16 protein-coding genes and 1 riboswitch are annotated in these 15,585 nt (G+C 33.9%); of the genes, 4 read left to right on the top strand and 12 right to left on the bottom strand.

What is annotated here, in order from left to right; genetic code table 11:
- Nucleotides 1–11 precede the first annotated feature (11 nt).
- Complete coding sequence (locus AB3210_RS04915; protein WP_007302582.1) at nt 12–1,988, top strand: ankyrin repeat domain-containing protein; 1,977 nt, start codon at nt 12–14, stop codon at nt 1,986–1,988.
- A 536-nt stretch (nt 1,989–2,524) separates the two neighbouring features.
- Here the strand turns inward: AB3210_RS04915 and AB3210_RS04920 are convergent.
- The 8 genes from AB3210_RS04920 to pgsA form a co-directional block, all read right to left on the bottom strand.
- Nucleotides 2,525–3,205: a thiamine diphosphokinase gene (locus AB3210_RS04920; RefSeq protein ID WP_052265049.1), complete on the bottom strand. Its 681-nt coding sequence runs from the start codon at nt 3,203–3,205 to the stop codon at nt 2,525–2,527.
- The gene (locus AB3210_RS04925) at nt 3,177–3,461 is read right to left on the bottom strand and encodes a SemiSWEET family sugar transporter (RefSeq protein WP_052265050.1); all 285 of its coding nucleotides are present in this window, start codon (nt 3,459–3,461) and stop codon (nt 3,177–3,179) included. The genes AB3210_RS04920 and AB3210_RS04925 overlap by 29 nt, the downstream gene beginning before the upstream one ends.
- A riboswitch (TPP riboswitch) is annotated at nt 3,450–3,553 on the bottom strand. Its footprint overlaps the gene before it by 12 nt.
- A gap of 76 nt (nt 3,554–3,629) precedes the next feature.
- On the bottom strand, nt 3,630–4,499 hold the full coding sequence (locus AB3210_RS04930; RefSeq protein ID WP_010404803.1) for an SPFH domain-containing protein: 870 nt from the start codon (nt 4,497–4,499) through the stop codon (nt 3,630–3,632).
- Nucleotides 4,483–5,523: a M23 family metallopeptidase gene (locus AB3210_RS04935; RefSeq protein ID WP_052265051.1), complete on the bottom strand. Its 1,041-nt coding sequence runs from the start codon at nt 5,521–5,523 to the stop codon at nt 4,483–4,485. Before AB3210_RS04935 ends, AB3210_RS04930 begins: the two co-directional genes overlap by 17 nt.
- On the bottom strand, nt 5,520–6,260 hold the full coding sequence (locus tag AB3210_RS04940; protein ID WP_019236937.1) for a YebC/PmpR family DNA-binding transcriptional regulator: 741 nt from the start codon (nt 6,258–6,260) through the stop codon (nt 5,520–5,522). Before AB3210_RS04940 ends, AB3210_RS04935 begins: the two co-directional genes overlap by 4 nt.
- Nucleotides 6,261–6,267: 7 nt before the next feature.
- The gene (gene bamD / locus AB3210_RS04945; RefSeq protein ID WP_019236936.1) at nt 6,268–6,954 is read right to left on the bottom strand and encodes an outer membrane protein assembly factor BamD; all 687 of its coding nucleotides are present in this window, start codon (nt 6,952–6,954) and stop codon (nt 6,268–6,270) included.
- Nucleotides 6,955–7,021: 67 nt separating this feature from the next.
- Nucleotides 7,022–7,978, bottom strand: a complete 957-nt coding sequence (locus tag AB3210_RS04950) for a hypothetical protein (protein ID WP_007302576.1) — start codon at nt 7,976–7,978, stop codon at nt 7,022–7,024.
- Nucleotides 7,979–8,077: 99 nt separating this feature from the next.
- Nucleotides 8,078–8,620 (bottom strand): CDP-diacylglycerol--glycerol-3-phosphate 3-phosphatidyltransferase, encoded by a 543-nt coding sequence (gene pgsA / locus AB3210_RS04955; protein ID WP_006012406.1) that lies wholly within the window; start codon nt 8,618–8,620, stop codon nt 8,078–8,080.
- Nucleotides 8,621–8,741: 121 nt separating this feature from the next.
- On the opposite strand from pgsA, the gene AB3210_RS04960 reads away from it, so the two are divergent.
- Complete coding sequence (locus AB3210_RS04960; protein ID WP_082241867.1) at nt 8,742–10,064, top strand: malic enzyme-like NAD(P)-binding protein; 1,323 nt, start codon at nt 8,742–8,744, stop codon at nt 10,062–10,064.
- Between the two features lie 10 nt (nt 10,065–10,074).
- Here AB3210_RS04960 and AB3210_RS04965 read toward each other — a convergent pair whose 3' ends face one another.
- On the bottom strand, nt 10,075–10,989 hold the full coding sequence (locus tag AB3210_RS04965) for a P44/Msp2 family outer membrane protein (RefSeq protein ID WP_019236934.1): 915 nt from the start codon (nt 10,987–10,989) through the stop codon (nt 10,075–10,077).
- Between the two features lie 119 nt (nt 10,990–11,108).
- Between AB3210_RS04965 and AB3210_RS04970 the strand changes: the two genes are divergently transcribed.
- Both AB3210_RS04970 and grxD read left to right on the top strand, forming a co-directional pair.
- Nucleotides 11,109–11,327: a BolA/IbaG family iron-sulfur metabolism protein gene (locus tag AB3210_RS04970; protein WP_007302571.1), complete on the top strand. Its 219-nt coding sequence runs from the start codon at nt 11,109–11,111 to the stop codon at nt 11,325–11,327.
- 16 nt (nt 11,328–11,343) lie between these two features.
- Nucleotides 11,344–11,661, top strand: a complete 318-nt coding sequence (grxD, locus tag AB3210_RS04975) for a Grx4 family monothiol glutaredoxin (RefSeq protein ID WP_007302570.1) — start codon at nt 11,344–11,346, stop codon at nt 11,659–11,661.
- Nucleotides 11,662–11,718: 57 nt separating this feature from the next.
- On the opposite strand, the gene AB3210_RS04980 is transcribed toward grxD, so the two are convergent.
- The 3 genes from AB3210_RS04980 to AB3210_RS04990 form a co-directional block, all read right to left on the bottom strand.
- A complete protein-coding gene (locus tag AB3210_RS04980) occupies nt 11,719–12,630 on the bottom strand; it encodes a hypothetical protein (RefSeq protein ID WP_230609146.1) in 912 nt (303 codons plus the stop codon).
- Between the two features lie 148 nt (nt 12,631–12,778).
- Nucleotides 12,779–13,813 carry an efflux RND transporter periplasmic adaptor subunit gene (locus AB3210_RS04985; RefSeq protein ID WP_230609147.1) on the bottom strand — a complete coding sequence of 345 codons (1,035 nt, stop codon included), beginning with the start codon at nt 13,811–13,813 and terminating at the stop codon, nt 12,779–12,781.
- A gap of 257 nt (nt 13,814–14,070) precedes the next feature.
- The gene (locus AB3210_RS04990; RefSeq protein ID WP_019236931.1) at nt 14,071–15,441 is read right to left on the bottom strand and encodes a hypothetical protein; all 1,371 of its coding nucleotides are present in this window, start codon (nt 15,439–15,441) and stop codon (nt 14,071–14,073) included.
- Nucleotides 15,442–15,585 lie beyond the last annotated feature (144 nt).

Here is a 15,585-nt window from a genome sequence, read left to right on the forward strand (position 1 = left end):
AGAAGTGTTAAATGAATTATTCAATCAGAAATATAGATGCTGCTTTACTTGATGCTGCTAAAAGAGGTGATCTTAATGAAGCAAAGCGCCTAATAATTGAAGAAGCTGATGTTAATGCATATGATGGATCTCAAGGTAATTCTCTATATTGGGCTGTTAAAAATAATCATTCTTATATAGCAAAAGTTCTATTAGATAATGGAGCAGATTTTATTGCTTATGACTCTTCTCGAGAACGCCACGTGTTAAATAAATACGAAGAAGTAAAAGCTGAGCATTGTAAGGTTTCTCTACATCTGGCTGCCAGACTTGGCGACTTGAAAGCAGTAGAAGACCTATTAAAGAAAGAAGCAAATGTTAATACAAAAAATGATAAAGGACAGACTCCTTTAGATTTAGCTAAGACAGAAGAAATAAAAAATCTATTACAAAGCATAAAAGATGCCAATGACAAATTGCTTGAAGCTGCTAAAAGCGGTAATATTGATGATGTAGAAAATCTGTTAAATAGAGAAGAAAAAGTACAGGTTAACGCAGAAAATGAATTTGAAGAGACCCCTCTACACTTATCTGCTCAAAATGGACATAAAGACGTAGTGGAATTTCTACTCAGCAAAGGAGCAAAAATTGATGCAAAAAATGAATTTGAAGAGACTCCTCTACATTTGGCTGCTCAAAATGGACATAAAGGTGTAGTAGAATTTCTATTCAGTAAAGGAGCAAAGGTTGATGCACAAAGTGATGATCTAAGCACCCCTTTACATTTTGCTGCTAAATATGGACATAAAGACGTAGTAGAATTTCTACTCAGCAAAGGAGCAAAGGTTGATGCACAAAGTGATGATCTAAGTACCCCTTTACATTTTGCTGCTAAAAGTAGATATAAAGATACAGAAAAGATAGTAAAATTTCTACTTGATAAAGGAGCAGACGTTAATGCACAAAATAATGCAGGAGAAACCCCTTTACATTTAATTCTTCAAAAAATAGACCTAGATATAGATACAGATAAATTCTATACTCTACTGAACAAAAAAGGCATCAATGTTAATCTAACAGATAAAAATAAAGAGACTCCTTTGCATTTTTTTTTAAAAAAGAAAGCGATGGAGATACCTGAATTGGACGATCTACTGAAAGTAGAAAGTATCAATGTTAATTTACAAAATATAGATGGAAAGACTCCTTTACACCTGGTAATTGAAAAAAACAACTGGAATACATTGCCTAATGTATCGTGGAGCCGTGAAAAGATGGTCGATATTCTAATAGGAATGAAGGCAAATGTTAATGCAGTAGATAAGGATGAGAGGACTCCTTTACATTGGGCTGCAGGATATGGTAGAAAAGAGATAGTAAAAGCTCTAATAAACGCAGAAGTAAATGTTAACGCAGTAGATAAGGATGAGAGGACTCCTTTACATTGGGCTGCAAACTATGATAGAAAAGAGATAGTAGAAGCTCTAATAAACGCAGAAGCAAATGTTAATGCACAAGATAAATATGGAAAGACTCCTTTAGATTTAGCTAGCACAGAAGAAATAAAAACTCTATTACTAAAACCCCCCAAAAAAATTGATGACAGTATAGCATCAAAAGATAATGAAGTAGGTCAAGAGGAAGATGCTGAGCAAGAAGGTAATGCCCAACTAAGTTTACAAGAACAAGAGGAAGAATCACAGGAGATCAGTGCAGAAGAAGAAAGTGATGTAAAAATTGAAGCTGCTGATAATGGACATCTTCCTTATGCAGAACCTACACAAAATAGAGTATCGACAAATGAAGAGCAACCGAGCTCTTTTTTCGATAATTTGCTTAATATAATTATGAAGCCCTTTTCTTTAATTGCATCATTTTTTGGTGGCTTTTTTTCATGGTTGTTTGGATCTGATGAACCATCAACTGAATATGATCAAATAATTGCACCAAGTAACTCAGGAGGAGAGGAGCTAACAAACTATCAAGAGGGTGACAATAATATTATATAATAGATTTCTTGCATAACTGGCATTCAAAGGAAAATCAGTTGATGTCATGAAAGTAGCTGACACTGGCACCCAGTTAAATTTACGGAGTATAATGGATTCCAGACTGGAATGACAAGAAAGGGAGCACTGACTTGAACATTCCCCTGAACAGATACCTTGATACATTAAAGTTTCTAGGTTTGAGTAGTGAAATCCGATTCAGTGTGAAAATTAGCAAACTCCTTTTTAAGCTGTAGAATAAAATTTTTTATTTTAATGAAAAAATTGCTTCCGCATACTCAAGATGCCATTATAATGATGGTAGAGATATTTAGAGAGCTCAAAATTTATCTTGGTCTGCAGACCTTTTAACCAATTTTTCAATAAAAATTCAGCTACATCTGTTGTGTGTACATTCTGAATCTTTTTTATACAGGAGGATTTTATGTCCAGAATTCCAGATATTTGACCTTTACTTTAGCTAACAACAGGCGCCTGTAGTTTTTAGAATTAGTGTTAACACGGTTTTTCTACTTTTTTTTTCTTAATGTTTTAACTCAATACACACCATCATCATTTACTGCTTCTAAATATATCATTGCTAAACACACGCCGCTGTGTATTTCTATAGATAACTCATTGCCTAGACTTCGATTAAAGCAAGAATTCTTTCCTGGAAAAGCAAGGTTACTATGGCATAGTTCCCATTTTAATCCTTTAGTTGATATTTGAGCTTTCGGTATACCAAGTAAGGATATTTTAGTATTTTTTAGCAAAGAGGAAAAATAGCTAATACCTTTTTGTAAGGCGTACCCCACCATGGGAGGCGAAGGCATATAAAAGATACTATCTGTACTTAAAAAAAAGTTAATATTTTGTAGTATATGATCAATTGCTCCTCCAATAATACCCGTTACTATTGATGGCAATAACTTTACTGTTTTTAAGTGAGCCATTGCTTTAGAAAAGTCGCAATAATCTTGATCAGGTAGATATACTGTATTTAAGTTAGCACGTAAATTCGGATTTATACTATCCAAATCTCCTATTACAAGATCAGGTTTTACGCCAATTGATAGAAGCTTGTTTGCTCCTCCATCTACAGCAATAACAGGTATATCTTGTTTAAAAAACGATGAATCAGGTATTTCTCCATTTAGCACTACAATAGAGCGATATTCTTGCTCCACGCTACAATGTAGCATATGGTTATAAAACGCTCCGTGCAGTTTTTGCATCGTAGTAACATTTTTGAACAATTGATATTATACTGATCACTAATCCAGCAATATTACTGAGTATCACAAAAGCTAAACCCTGACAAATACCGTAAATAAGCCAAGATGATGAACAAATAAGATAACTCACCAACATTAGCATCGATACGTCACGAGTAAGTTTTGTGATATATGCTTTATATACTTGAGGCAATAACCCAATGAGAGATGTAACGAACGCGATGAAGCCAAAGCATTCTTCAATATTTACATACATACATTTTCCTACGTTTGTTTTAACAAGAGTCAGGTTCAAAGGGTTGTACTTTATGTACTCTCAGCTTTTTTAGAGCACCCCTAATGCGTGTAATTTATAACATCATTTAGTCTATTAATCAAGAAATTAACAGTGACTTGCATTCATGAAACCCAATCGGCTTCTATGCTAATTATTATCCAAACTAATAGTCGGCTGTGCATCCTGCTCAGAGATCAGAGCAACTAGCAAATTGTTTATCAATTGAACCTTTTGTTTTCCATCCAATTGTAAGCTTTTATTTTTTTCAAAATGGGCTATTACTTCTTCGATAATTCCTATTGCATTTTGCACTATATGCTTTCTTGCAGAGGTGATGGCATGCGCTTGTTGACGCCTCAGCATTGCTTGTGCAATCTCAGATGAATAGGCCAAATGCGATATTCTTGCTTCTGCAATTTCAATTCCAGCAATATTCAATCTTTGTTGTAGCATTGACCGCAATTCATTTGAAATTTTGTCAGAGTTTTTACGCAAAGATTCTTCATCGTTTTCGCTATCATACGGATAATTACTTGCCAGTTCTCTAATTACCGAGTCACTTTGCACAAAAACAAAATCATGATAATTATTAACATTATAATATGCCTTCGCAGGACTGCTCACTCTCCAAACAATTACTACTGAAATCTCTATCGGACTTCCATTAGCATCATTAACTTTAATTTTTTCTGTATTGATATTCTGAAATTTCAAAGAAACTCTATATTTACTCGAAAATGGAAGCGTTACGCATATTCCAGACTTAAAATAAGTTCCAATATAATGACCAAAAAACTCTATCACTCTTGCTTCATTAGGGTCATTAACGAAAAGTGCCTGAAGAAAAGTCAAAATTGAAACAGCAGCAACTCCAAGTGCAATTGTGCTGTCATACACAAAAAGTACCAATAAAATTAACCCTAGCGCTATTAGTACAGGAAAAGCCTGAATTTTACTTAGATTTCTATCACTTATCGTATTTTTATCTGTGCTGTCTTTATCAGATTGCTTTTTCACTTGCACCCTCTCTGCTGATTATTTCATCTACCTTACTTACAAATAATTTAAACTCTCTTAATTCACGATCAGGCAACTTTATCTCATTGCCATGAGCTATCGTAAGCGGATCAATATGTTTACCATTATATATAACTTCATAATGTAAATGAGGTCCTGTTGCAACACCAGTGCTGCCGACATAAGCAATGATCTGCCCCTGCTTTACTTTAGAGCCTAACTTTATATCGCTACTAAATTTGCTTATATGTGCGTAACAAGTTGAATATTCATTTTTGTGTTTTATTTTGATGTAATTTCCATAGCCACCATTCTTTCCTATATATTCTACCACACCCTCTGCAGCAGCATATATGGGACTGCCAAGCTTAGCTGCATAATCTACTCCTTTGTGAAAAGCAATTTTACCATGAATGGGATGATTTCTATTACCAAAATTCGAGGATATACGAAAATCTCCGTTTAAAGGACTTACAAAAATTTCGCTACTCTTCAAGCTTACCCCCTCTTTATTAAAATACCTTTCTTTGCCGTCTTGCGATTTATAATGATATAAGCTAATGGCTTTATTGTTTGTTGTCAGTGAAGTATATAAAATTTTTTCTTCAGCTTTCTGATTACCGAGCGATTTCTCAAAAAGAACCTCCAACTTACCTTTTGGCACAATGTCTTTTTTAAAATCTATACCAAAATCTTTATATACGTTGATTAATTTCATCACCGTATTTGGCGCCAAACCTCCTGCATCAAAAAAAGAGGATTTTATGTCACTGGATATGAATGATAGCTTTCTATCACTTTCTGTAGCTTCTTTTTTTCTGATCCCGTCTTGGAATAACACTGGAGAGTGGGTTAGTGTCATTCCAGTGCTTGAACAGTTTTTTAATCGAAAATGTTGTATAGCGTGCTGTTTACAATCAATTTCCAGTGTCTGGGCACTGGAATGACAATAGTATTTCTGCGCAAATGTTTCAGTTGCATATGCTGGTAAAATACAAAGCAGTGGAAGTATTACCAGCCTCATAGTTTATCAGCAAAAATAAAATTACCTTCAACATACTGCACATCATCATTATCTTCTAGCTCTTCAACTAATATAGATAATTTATCAATTAATTCTTTGTCGCTAACTTCAATCAGGTCCTTTGGTTGCCATGAAAGACGAGCAAGTTCTGGTTCTCCAAATTTTGTATAGAAAGCATCACGCACTCTACCAAAATCTTTCACTTCACAAGTTATAACATATAATTCTTCCTTGTTATTTTCCTCAACATTCAATACTTCTAATTCAATTCCATAGTTAAATAAATCTTCAAAATTTATACCCTCTGCTTTATAGACAATTAAGCCTACATGATCGAAAAGGTAACTCACACATCCTGTTTCTCCCAAATTACCGCCTTTGCGAGAAAAGATATAACGTATCTCAGAAGCAGTTCGGTTGCGATTATTTGTCAGAGCATGGACAATAAGTGCAGCACCAGAAGGTCCGCAGCCTTCATATTGTATTTCTTCATAACTTTCTCCAGCAACGTTACCAGCTGCATTTTTTATTGCTGTTTCTATTTTATCTTTTGGTAGATTTTCCTTTCGCGCAGAAAAGATAGCAGAGCGAAGACGTGGATTAAGCTCGGGATCAGTTAGCCCTTGTTTTGCAGCAACTGTTATTTCCCTAATGAGCTTCGTAAATTTTTGCGAGCGCTTTGCATCCTGAGCACCTTTTCGATGTTTTATATTTGAAAACTGTGAATGACCAGCCATAAGAAAACTAATTCACCCCTTCTACTAACATATTTTCATACTGCTCAGCTTCTAAGTCAAGGCCAAGAGCTAAGTGAGCTGTTATTAAATAACTAATAACTCTAGAAGAATATTTAGAATCTTTATTGCTTATCATATCTTGAAAACGCTTAATTGCTGCTAAATATTCACCACGCTTTAGGTAAAATTCACCAATAGAATACTCTTTTTTTGATATATGTTCTGTGATTAATTTTTCTTTTTCTTTGATCTCTTCTATATATTCGCTATTCGGAAAAAGATTAATATATTCAGTAGCTAGCTCTAAAGTTTTATATGCAATTTGTTGCCCAAGCTGCACTTTATTAATTTGCATGTAATAAGATAATACTCTTAAGTAATATACATATGGCAAATCTTCACCATTTGGATAAACGTATATATAATCATCTATATCACTTGCAGCACTGCTGTAGTTACCCATATTATAGTAAGAAACTCCAGATAATAATTTTGCTTTCATTGCCCAATAAGATAAAGGATACAAATCCTCTATCTTTTGAAATGCTCTAATAGCTTGCTTATATTTTTTCTGATCATAAAGCTTAACTGCCTCCTCATATAGTTCAGTTTCAGTGTGTTCAAGATCATTCGCATATAACTGCGTGAAGGGGCAAGTCAGAAGAAAAAAGCATATGATTAAAGTCTTATACATAAGATTTTTTTTGATCAAAATAAAGTATAGACTAAATATTACCTAAATAAACAAATTTTTGGCATTATCATCGAACGAAAAGCGTCTCTTGGCCACCATTACCTATATTGCTCGCACCACCACCTATTGCAACACCCTTTCCACTCACTTCTACGTTCTCTAGCTTTCTACTATAAGAATGTGTGATCAATCCACTTCCTACCATCAAAAGAGCAATACCTACCAGACCTAAAGCAGGCCCAACAGCAGATGATGCTAATGCTACTCCAGAAATCAATATTATTTTCCTGATTAGTAATAAAGAAGAACCAGCGAGCATTAACTTAGCTGAAGACATATTGCTTGTCTTTTTTTCAAACTTCTCATCAAAGTCTTGCTCTTTTTCTACTTCATATTTTTTACTTTTCTTGTACTCGCGATAGCAGAAAGTAGCACTCGCTACAAAGTAAAATAGACTAGAAATTGAAAAAGCTACGTCTCCTATTATTCCTTGCTCCAATGCTTCACCTACTATGCTAGCCACAATAACTAATGTAACTAAAGCAGCATCAGCATAGTTAAAGTAATCATCAACGGTACAAGGAAGGTCTCTCTTTTCTTTTTCTACTGTTTTCCCACTTTCAATATTCTCCAATTCTCGTTCTTTTTGTGCTATTTTTCTATTATTATAAATTAAATATAGCGTGCAAATAAGGGATAAGACTGTGAAAGGTAATATAGTATGGCCTAATGAGCTGCTTATAAGGCCAAGTAATACCTGATCGCTACATGTTTTTTCGAGCTCAATTGCCATCAATAATGCAAATGGAACCATTGTTACCAATGATACACATTTCCTATGTAGCTCTCTTTTTTTTAGTGTTAATAGTTCTTGTTCGAGCTTTTTGCTTTTTTCTTCCTCTCTTTCTTTTCTGACTTCTTCATCAACTGTTGGCCAAAAATCCCAGAAAAAATCTTCCATTTTAGCACCTTTTTTACCTTTGGATCTTTTTAAAAAAAACTTAGTGCCTGTAATACTAGTCATATGAACAGACCAACTTATGAACTAATACATTATATAGGATTTTAATTACTAAGTCAATGTTATGAAATTATTAACTTTCTTTGTATACTCTTAAGCAATTTAGTCAATCTGTTTGATGCCAGCTAGAACGTAATTATAGCCTGACCACATAGTCATAACAGCCGCAGCCCATAAGCAAACCACACCTATATATTTAGTTGCTTCATAATCACTCATTATTAACGCTACTATAGCAACCATCTGCAAAAATGTTTTAATTTTCCCAGCCTTACTCACAGGTAAACTAACGTTTGTAGCTATCAAGAACTCCCGCAAGCCTGAAACTAATATCTCCCTACAAACAATTATAACTGACGGTATAATTGTAATATCATCTATCTTATGCTTATAAACTAGCATGATTATTGTTGAAGCTACTACTAACTTGTCGGCAATTGGATCAAATAATTTGCCAAAATTCGATTGGACTTTCCATGCACGCGCTAAATAACCATCAAAAAAATCTGTAATGCACGCAAACATAAAGATCAATATTGTTATTAGACTTGCATACTTACTCTCTATATAAAAGCTTGATATTATTGCCGGTATTGCGAGCGCACGAGAAATTGTTAGCAAATTAGGCACGTTTTTCTTAAGCATGTCACATCACCCTACGTAGTAGATAAATTTATACAGAAGTACAATAGAGTTCACAAGCTAATAGTTGAACATTCATAAAAACCCCATATACTTAGGAAATTACTAACAATAAGCTCAAAGCATGAATAATGATTTAGATAACACCACAAAACAAGAAGCACTTAAGTACCATAATAAAAGTGGTAAACCTGGTAAGGTATCAGTTATACCAACAAAACCCTTATCCACACAGCATGACCTATCACTTGCTTATTCCCCTGGTGTTGCAGCCCCATGCCTTGCAATAGCTAAAAATCCTAAAGCTGTTTATGATTACACGGCAAAAAGCAATTATGTGGCTGTCATTTCAAATGGCACCGCAGTGCTGGGACTTGGCAATATCGGTCCTCTTGCTTCAAAACCCGTCATGGAAGGCAAAGCTGTTTTATTTAAGCGTTTTGCTGACATTGATGCAATTGATATAGAAGTTGACACAGAAAACATAGAAGATTTCATCAATGCAGTAAGGTATCTTGGTCCAAGTTGGGGGGGAATAAATCTAGAAGATATAAGATCTCCTGATTGTTTTATAATAGAGAAACGTCTAAATGAGTTGATGGATATTCCGGTGTTCCACGATGATCAACATGGCACTGCAGTAGTTGTTGCAGCTGGTATAGAAAATGCCCTCGATATTGCTGAAAAGAAATTAGAGAATGTCAAGATCATCATGAATGGTGCTGGAGCAGCTGGTATTGCGTGTTTGGAAATACTAAAGTCCATGGGCGCTAAGAACATAGTGCTATGTGACAAACAAGGAGTAATACACAAAGACAGAAAAGAGGACATGAATAAGTGGAAGGAAAAATATGCAATTGACACTAAAGAACGTTCTCTACTTGATGCCATAAAAGGCGCTGATGTATTCATCGGACTCTCTGCAAAGGATGTGCTCAGCGAAGAGATGTTAAAAAGCATGGGTAAAGACCCGATCATTTTTGCTCTTGCTAATCCTGATCCAGAAATAAGGCCTGAGTTTGCAAAGTCTGTAAGGCCAGATGCAATAATTGCAACTGGTAGGTCAGACTATAACAACCAAGTCAATAACGTAATGGGGTTTCCTTATATATTCAGAGGAGCACTTGATGTACATGCAACGACAATAAATGAAGAAATGAAAATTGCAGCTGCAGATGCAATAGCGAAGCTTGCCCGTGAGCCAGTGCCAAATGAGATATCTGCAGCCTATGGCGGTCGTAAAATGAGCTATGGACGTGAATATATAATACCTACTCCATTTGATCCAAGATTAATTTCTATGGTATCTCCTGCTGTTGCAAAAGCTGCCGTTACCTCAGGTGTGGCAAGAAAGGAAATAGAGGACTGGAATGAGTATGCAAGTCAATTAAAATCTCGCCTCGCTAAGGCTCTCAGCACGCTCAATTTATTGTCTTCACATACGTAATTGGATAAATTTAAAAGCGATAAACCAATCCAAACTCTAAGCCATATATGCCAAACCTATTGGTAATTGTTGTAGTTGTTGATTGCATACGTGCAGTTTCATCAACTTCATTGCTTTTACCAGCAGGAATATATTTTTCGCCAGCTAGTATCTTTGCTACTGGCAGAATACCTTTAAATTCGTTACCAAGAATACCAAAATAGCGTAAACCAGCAAACGCTTGAGTGTTTGTTGTAAGTGGATAATTAACACCAAGCTTTGCTTGGTAAGCCAAAGCATATCTGGTTTTTCCTAAAAATTTAACCTTAGTTACACCTGCACCAACTCCAAAATATGGAATGCAGAGCATTTCTCCGACGTTAAAATCATTATACACATTGATCATTCCAGCCAAATTATTAAAACCTTCATTTTTCATCTTAAATGCAGCTTTGAACTTTACTTGAACATTAGGCGGCTTTTCTTGAATTTCAATATCAACTTTTCCACTTCTCCAAGGTGATTTACGTTCTGTTCCAACAGAAACATCATCATTACGACGAAGTTCAATATATCTTGCTTTTCCTTTATCTGAGTAATCTTCATCATCTAAGTTAGTCTGAGAATATAGAACTTCAAGATCAACTCTCATATTTTTGAATACATATCCTATTGAAGCACCACCTGCAAGTCCTGGAACGTATTTAGGACTATATCCAGCCTCAATCCTCTCCTCCTCATTAAAGCTAAAAACACCTTCCGTTACATTTTCACCTGCATCTTCTTTTCCTTTTAGAGAACCTATTGCATTGAAAAATGCTCCAAAATAGTTAGCTTGAATATAAAAATTCTTTAAATTATTTATTTCACTATCATAAGATAAGCACCTAAATGAAAAAGTGAGCAAAGTTAGTAGGTATGTAAATTTAAATCTTTTATTCGCCATATAAACCTCACATAATTTCACTTTTATGCTAACATACTTCTATTTTTTATGTAGCAATTTTTTATTGCGCTCAGTTGTTTTAGATTTAGAATAAGAGTATTGTAATTTAAAGTGAATCAATGGTTGTTGCAGTTCATGAATTAGAGAAAATTATCAAACAGTCATTCCCTGGTGCCGATATAAAGATTAAGGATCTTGCTGGAGATGATGATCACTACCATTTAAAAATAACTTCCCAGTGTTTTTCTGGAAGGACAAAAATAGAACAACATAGAATGGTATATAAGGCTCTTGAAGGTCAATCTATACATGCATTGCAACTAGAAACTGGAGCTTAAAATTAAGGTGATATTTATGAACAACTTTGAACAAATAAAAAAAGACATAGCAGAAAACGATGTAGTGCTGTATATGAAAGGCACCTCTGACTTTCCTCAATGCGGATTCTCTGGGCTCGTCGTATCAATTCTCAAAAATTTGAATGTAAAGTTTAAATGCATCAACGTACTTGAGAATGATGAAATACGTCAGTCCATAAAAAGTTTTTCTGATTGGCCAACAATTCCACAAATATATATAAAGGGAGAGTTTATTGGTGGCTGTGACATAATCCGCGAGATGTATGAAAAAGGTGAATTACAGAGTTTATTGAAAGAAAAACAGATTGTTTAGTAAGGAAATAAGCAAGAAAAAAATAGGCGTGCCTCACACCTAGCCTGATTAAAAACTTTAGTTTTTTGACTTTTGTACACTATTTGTACATAAGACATTCTCTTTAAGAAATGTACCAGGCCAAGTAATATTTGCCTGTACATCACTAATAGCGCGTGCCATATTTACATTTTGTTTAGCCTTTTTTATTAGAGAACTTAATGACGTACTGATTTTATCAATAATGCGCAGATCAGCTTTAGGAACACTTGCTTCAATTGCTTTCAGACCACTTTGCACTTTATCAAGACTATCACTTCTTATGGCAGCAGCAATATCTATAAACAATCGCTTTAGCTCTCGAGGTTGATCTTTTATAGTAAAAAGATAGTCTGGAACGATTTCGTAATCACCATTAACATTTTGTGTGCAATATTCTTCAATAGCCTCTTTTGCATCGTAGTAATCTTGTGGATTATCAGAACAAGAATATGCTGCACAAGATTCATTTCTATAATAAGGGCTCCCATTACTCTCAATGTTTTCTATTCTCTTCTTTACACTAGAAACTAAACCTTTTCCAAATACGATAGTATCGTCTCTGTCTGATTTTGAAACAGCCTCTAATAGAGTAGGTATTGCGTCTTGTCTGTAACTAAAGATAAATTCTATGCATGGAATATTACCCAAACTATTTCTAGGGCCTTCTCCACACAAAAGTTTACTTGGAACATGTTGTATAAAAAAGTTAACTACATCACTTGAACTACTGTCTCCTAGCATAAGTAAAAATTTGGGAAAGCTAGGATATTTATTCAAAAATAATGCACCATATATTTCATCGTCAATTGACTCCAATTCATTGTCAAAAATAATACTCCTTATCTTATTATAATCTAGCTCATTTATAGCTTCTTTTAACTTTTTATTTAAGTCAAGGTTATTCAACTCACGATAACGCTTATACTTTTCTTCACTAATACGTGGCATATAATACACTCTTTTTTTATAAAACATTTATACAACTAGCTTTCTTGTTAATAATTGTCAATACTTAGATAAGTATATTAGTAAGTATTTTTATAATTATTGCTAACACGGAATTTTATCTGATTTTTACTAAAAGTGTATATAAAAGCTAAACCTTATCACCAGGCTTAACAAATAGATGACCCAATGTTATCAACTTTATAGGCTTACTTTCATTATTTGCGACTACCCAAACTCCATCGTCTTCATAATCAACAATTTCTATTGCTGTAAATACTACATAATTATTATCATCAACAATCTTTATTCCAAGAATACCATCGTCATTTAAGCTTAAGGCCGAAGAAGGAATTTTATATGCAAATCTTTCACCTGAAGGGAGGCTTACACTAGCAGTCAGTCCTTGCAAAGATATAATCTCATTATCAGTTACCTTTACCTCCACTCTATAAGATCCAGTTTTAGGCTCAGCAATTTTACTAATAAAACTCACTTCACCTACTAATTCCCTTCCGTCTAGCAAATTAATTTGCGCTGTGCTACCTAGCTTTATTTTATTTACTTCATTTTCTGAAACATATAACACCACAAGAACCTGATCAAAATTAACTATGTCAGTTATCTTATGTCCAAGATTAACAAAATCCCCTTCATTTACGTTGATCTTATCTACATAACCATCAATAGGGGATTTAATCGCAGTATTTTCTAAATCCAACTCTAGCCTTTTTAGGTCAGCTTTTGCACTCTGCAATGCAGTAAAAGCTGATTCCACTCTTATCTGTGCTCCATACCCTTTTGTATTCAATTTTCGAGAGGAATCATACTCAATTTCACGCTGATTTAATAAAGCTTTGGCTTTTTCAACTTGCTCAACTCTGTCATAATCTTCTATCTTTAAAATTACATCGCCTCTTTTTACTTTTTCACCATCAGACAAATAAATAGCAATAACTTGACCACTTGTTCTTGAGACAAGGCTGAACCTATGCAAGGGATTTACCGTACCAGAAAAATTTAAATATACAGTGCGATTTTGTGGAGTATAATCCTGAGTTTTTAATGAAAAACTACTAATTGGATTATCACTATGAACCGCCTGATCTTTTTTTAAAAATGTACTGTTGATAAAAAACAGTAGAATAAGAGCAATACCGGAAACGATGATTACTTTGTTTCTCATCCTTAAACAGTAAAATTTATTGACCAATCTTGTTAGAAATAACTGCATAAATTTTCGAATCAGAAGTGTAAGTATAACACAGCTATTGTCACTCTATAAATAGTTTTATATGAGCAAGTTTTCTTACAATAAATAAGTTTTTATTGCAAAAATGCAATTTTTAATCAAATAAAAAAGTTGTGCATAAAATTTCCATCATATTATATGATGAAAATAAGAATATTGTAACAAAACTAAATATATATTTAAACAGAGCTTTAGCCCATCACTAAACCAACACCCAATTGCTCAACACTATCAATTTTAATTTGTAAAGTGCCCTTTATAAATTTATTAGCCTGGTCTGTACTCATAAAAACTGCATGTTTATTGGGCATTAATTTTTCCATATCTGCTCTATTTTTTTTATCTTGCAAATGAGGTTCGCAAATATAGCTATACTTTTTAAAATCTAGAAGTTTAGCAAAGCCATCACGATCATTCTCATGGTGAAAAGCAACATTTATACCTACTATTTCGTCCGTTTCTTGCAGCTTTCCATCTTTATCTATTACCTGTGCCTTAGCAAGCGCAACTGTAGGCTTATGGCCATAATTTGCTCCAATAACCCTTCTTATTGAATGTTCTATTGCTATTTTTTGCACTTCAGGACTTTCATCAAACTCTTTCAAAAAATTAAGGTGTAAGTTAATATATTCAGAGTATTTCAATCTGTGTTTTTTATGTATAGTTGGTTTGTAGGACAGTTCATTTGTAGGTGACTTATAGTTTGCAAGAAGCAATTTTTGTTCATATTGCTCATTAAATTTCTTTATCTTTTCAAAATGTCTTTTATATTGAGTCAATCCATCTTTCCCTTTTTTCTCCATCCTTTTCAAGAATTCCTCTACTGGCTCTCGTTTGGCTAGATTAATTTTGCGTATAAGCGGAATTTGTTTTTTCAAGCTAATCCAATATGGTAAGCAAACAACTTTCGCATCTTTCGAAAATAGACCTTCTAACTTTTTCACTGCATTGTATAAGTTTGCTGATTCTGGTTTATAATGCCCGCTATTATTGTCTATATAAGTTATTTTACCATTTACCACTTTCATTAAACCAGAACATAAAATCGGCTTACCGCCTGCAAGAGTTGAATGACGATAAGCCCATTCGCTTTTGTTAACATTAATATGTTCATGAGTTACTAATTTTCCATCAAGCGTGATAACATAAGCTACACAACCTTTTTTACCCTTACTAATTTTATCAGTTGTATCATATAATTTGCCCTCTAAGTTGTATAACTTAAGTTCCCCATCTTGCTCGCCAATAAATTTTCTTTGATCAAATTGTTCATCAGAGTTAAAATACTTAACCCTTGTATCAGTTCCAGGAATTTTTCTTCCTTCAACTCCAACTTCTGGAAACAAATTATATCGTGGAAAAAAATAAGTAAAATTATTCTCTATCCAATACAGAATCTTATTTATGATACCAAAAACTTTTCTATTACCTAAATCAATAGAGAGTTGCTGTTCCTTTGGTACTGCTAGATGATTGGACTTTGTACCAGACTTGCCAAATTCTTTGGCAGCATATTTAAACTTTTCTAGTAAATATTCCTTACGTTCTTTTGATATTGACATTTTTACCTCACTCACTATTATTTTATCCTATATTATTTTAGACAAAAAGTCAATCTTTCTTAAGATATTAAGAAAAGAAAAAGCAGCAGCAAAATAGCTAAACTGACTTAGATTTATCGACAATTTGAAAAATCATCATTCCGC

Origin of the sequence: Wolbachia endosymbiont (group B) of Scrobipalpa ocellatella (assembly GCF_964188425.1) — a bacterium.
Lineage (GTDB): Bacteria > Pseudomonadota > Alphaproteobacteria > Rickettsiales > Anaplasmataceae > Wolbachia.

Bases quoted from the DNA above. Each gene is read 5' to 3' on its own strand.
- AB3210_RS04965 (WP_019236934.1), bottom strand. From the start codon at position 10,989: ATGGCGAATAAAAGATTTAAATTTACATACCTACTAACTTTGCTCACT.
- AB3210_RS04960 (WP_082241867.1), top strand. From the start codon at position 8,742: ATGAATAATGATTTAGATAACACCACAAAACAAGAAGCACTTAAGTAC.
- AB3210_RS04940 (WP_019236937.1), bottom strand. From the start codon at position 6,260: ATGGCTGGTCATTCACAGTTTTCAAATATAAAACATCGAAAAGGTGCT.
- AB3210_RS04980 (WP_230609146.1), bottom strand. From the start codon at position 12,630: ATGCCACGTATTAGTGAAGAAAAGTATAAGCGTTATCGTGAGTTGAAT.
- AB3210_RS04925 (WP_052265050.1), bottom strand. From the start codon at position 3,461: ATGTATGTAAATATTGAAGAATGCTTTGGCTTCATCGCGTTCGTTACA.
- AB3210_RS04985 (WP_230609147.1), bottom strand. From the start codon at position 13,813: ATGAGAAACAAAGTAATCATCGTTTCCGGTATTGCTCTTATTCTACTG.
- AB3210_RS04950 (WP_007302576.1), bottom strand. From the start codon at position 7,978: ATGACTAGTATTACAGGCACTAAGTTTTTTTTAAAAAGATCCAAAGGT.
- AB3210_RS04990 (WP_019236931.1), bottom strand. From the start codon at position 15,441: ATGTCAATATCAAAAGAACGTAAGGAATATTTACTAGAAAAGTTTAAA.
- AB3210_RS04915 (WP_007302582.1), top strand. From the start codon at position 12: ATGAATTATTCAATCAGAAATATAGATGCTGCTTTACTTGATGCTGCT.
- AB3210_RS04970 (WP_007302571.1), top strand. From the start codon at position 11,109: ATGGTTGTTGCAGTTCATGAATTAGAGAAAATTATCAAACAGTCATTC.
- pgsA (WP_006012406.1), bottom strand. From the start codon at position 8,620: ATGCTTAAGAAAAACGTGCCTAATTTGCTAACAATTTCTCGTGCGCTC.
- AB3210_RS04920 (WP_052265049.1), bottom strand. From the start codon at position 3,205: ATGCAAAAACTGCACGGAGCGTTTTATAACCATATGCTACATTGTAGC.
- AB3210_RS04935 (WP_052265051.1), bottom strand. From the start codon at position 5,523: ATGAGGCTGGTAATACTTCCACTGCTTTGTATTTTACCAGCATATGCA.
- bamD (WP_019236936.1), bottom strand. From the start codon at position 6,954: ATGTATAAGACTTTAATCATATGCTTTTTTCTTCTGACTTGCCCCTTC.
- grxD (WP_007302570.1), top strand. From the start codon at position 11,344: ATGAACAACTTTGAACAAATAAAAAAAGACATAGCAGAAAACGATGTA.